This window comes from Kytococcus sp. HMSC28H12 (genome assembly GCF_001816045.1).
Lineage (GTDB): Bacteria > Actinomycetota > Actinomycetes > Actinomycetales > Dermatophilaceae > Kytococcus > Kytococcus schroeteri.
This window is the reverse complement of the sequence record NZ_KV824439.1, coordinates 1-1259: the sequence shown is the minus strand read 5'-3', so window position 1 is coordinate 1259 and position 1259 is coordinate 1. Positions and strand designations below refer to the sequence as shown.

At 75.0% G+C, this 1259-nt stretch carries 1 protein-coding gene; it reads left to right on the top strand.

All coding sequences use genetic code 11. From position 1 onward, the window contains the following. The coding region (locus tag HMPREF3099_RS05865) for a leucyl aminopeptidase (RefSeq protein WP_141762017.1) at nucleotides 1-1250 on the top strand (1250 nt) is incomplete at its 5' end. Between the last annotated feature and the right edge of the window lie 9 nt (nucleotides 1251-1259).

Genomic DNA, 1259 nt, shown 5'->3' with positions numbered 1-1259 from the left:
CCGCCGTGCGCGCCACCGCCGGCGCCACCCGTGTGGTGCTGGCGCTGCCGGCCACCGACGCCACCGGCACCGTCGCCGCCGCCGAGGGCGCCGTGCTGGGCGCCTACGCCGACACCCGCTTCAAGAGCTCGGTGGAGGCCACCGACGAGGTGGAGGCCGAGGCCCCCGAGGTGCGCAGCATCGCCGTGGTGCCCGCCGGGGACGCCGCCGAGGTGGAGACCGGGCTGCAGCGCGCCCTGGTGCTGGGCCGCCAGATGGCCTACGCCCGCGACCTGGTGAACACCCCCGCCAACTTCCTCTACCCCGAGTCCTTCGCCGCCTCGGTGACCGAGCGCGCGCCGCAGGGCGTGGAGGTCGAGGTCATCGACGACGCGCAGCTGGAGTCCATGGGCGCCGGCGCCATCCACGGCGTGGGCAAGGGCTCGGCGCGCGGTCCCCGCATCGCGGTGCTGCGCTACCGCCCGGCCGGTGCCCAGAAGCACGTGGCGATGGTGGGCAAGGGCATCACCTTCGACACCGGTGGCCTCTCCCTCAAGCCGCCGCAGGGCATGACCACCATGAAGTGCGACATGGGTGGCGCGGCCGCCGTGGCCGGCGCCGTGTTCGCCGCCGCCGAGCTGGGCGTGCAGACGGCCGTCACCGGCATCCTCTGCCTGGCCGAGAACATGCCCTCGCGCGACGCCCAGCGCCCCGGTGACGTGGTGACCGCCCTCAACGGCCTGACCGTGGAGGTGCTCAACACCGACGCCGAGGGCCGTCTGGCCATGTGCGACGGCCTCGTGCTGGCCACCCGCGAGAAGCCCGATCTGGTGCTCGACATCGCCACCCTCACCGGTGCCGCGGTGATGGCCCTGGGCGACCGCACCGCCGGCGTCGTGGCCAACGACGACGCCCTGCGCGAGCGCGTGGTGGGTCTGGCCGAGCGCACCGGCGAGCCGCTGGTGGGCCTGCCCATCCCCGAGGAGGTGCACGAGGGCCTCGTCTCCCCCGTGGCCGACCTGCGCAACATCATCGGCTACGGCAAGCCGGCCGGCATGCAGACCGCCGCGGCCTACCTGATGCGCTTCGTGGGCTCCACGCAGGGTGAGGACCACGTCACGGGCGACGCCCAGCAGCTGCCGTGGGCCCACATCGACATCGCCGGCCCGGCCTTCCACGAGGGCAGCCCGTGGGGCTACACCCCCGCCGGCGGCACCGGCTCCGGCCTGCGCACCCTGCTGGCCGCCGTCGAGGACGTGCCGCTGGCCTGACGCGCCCAC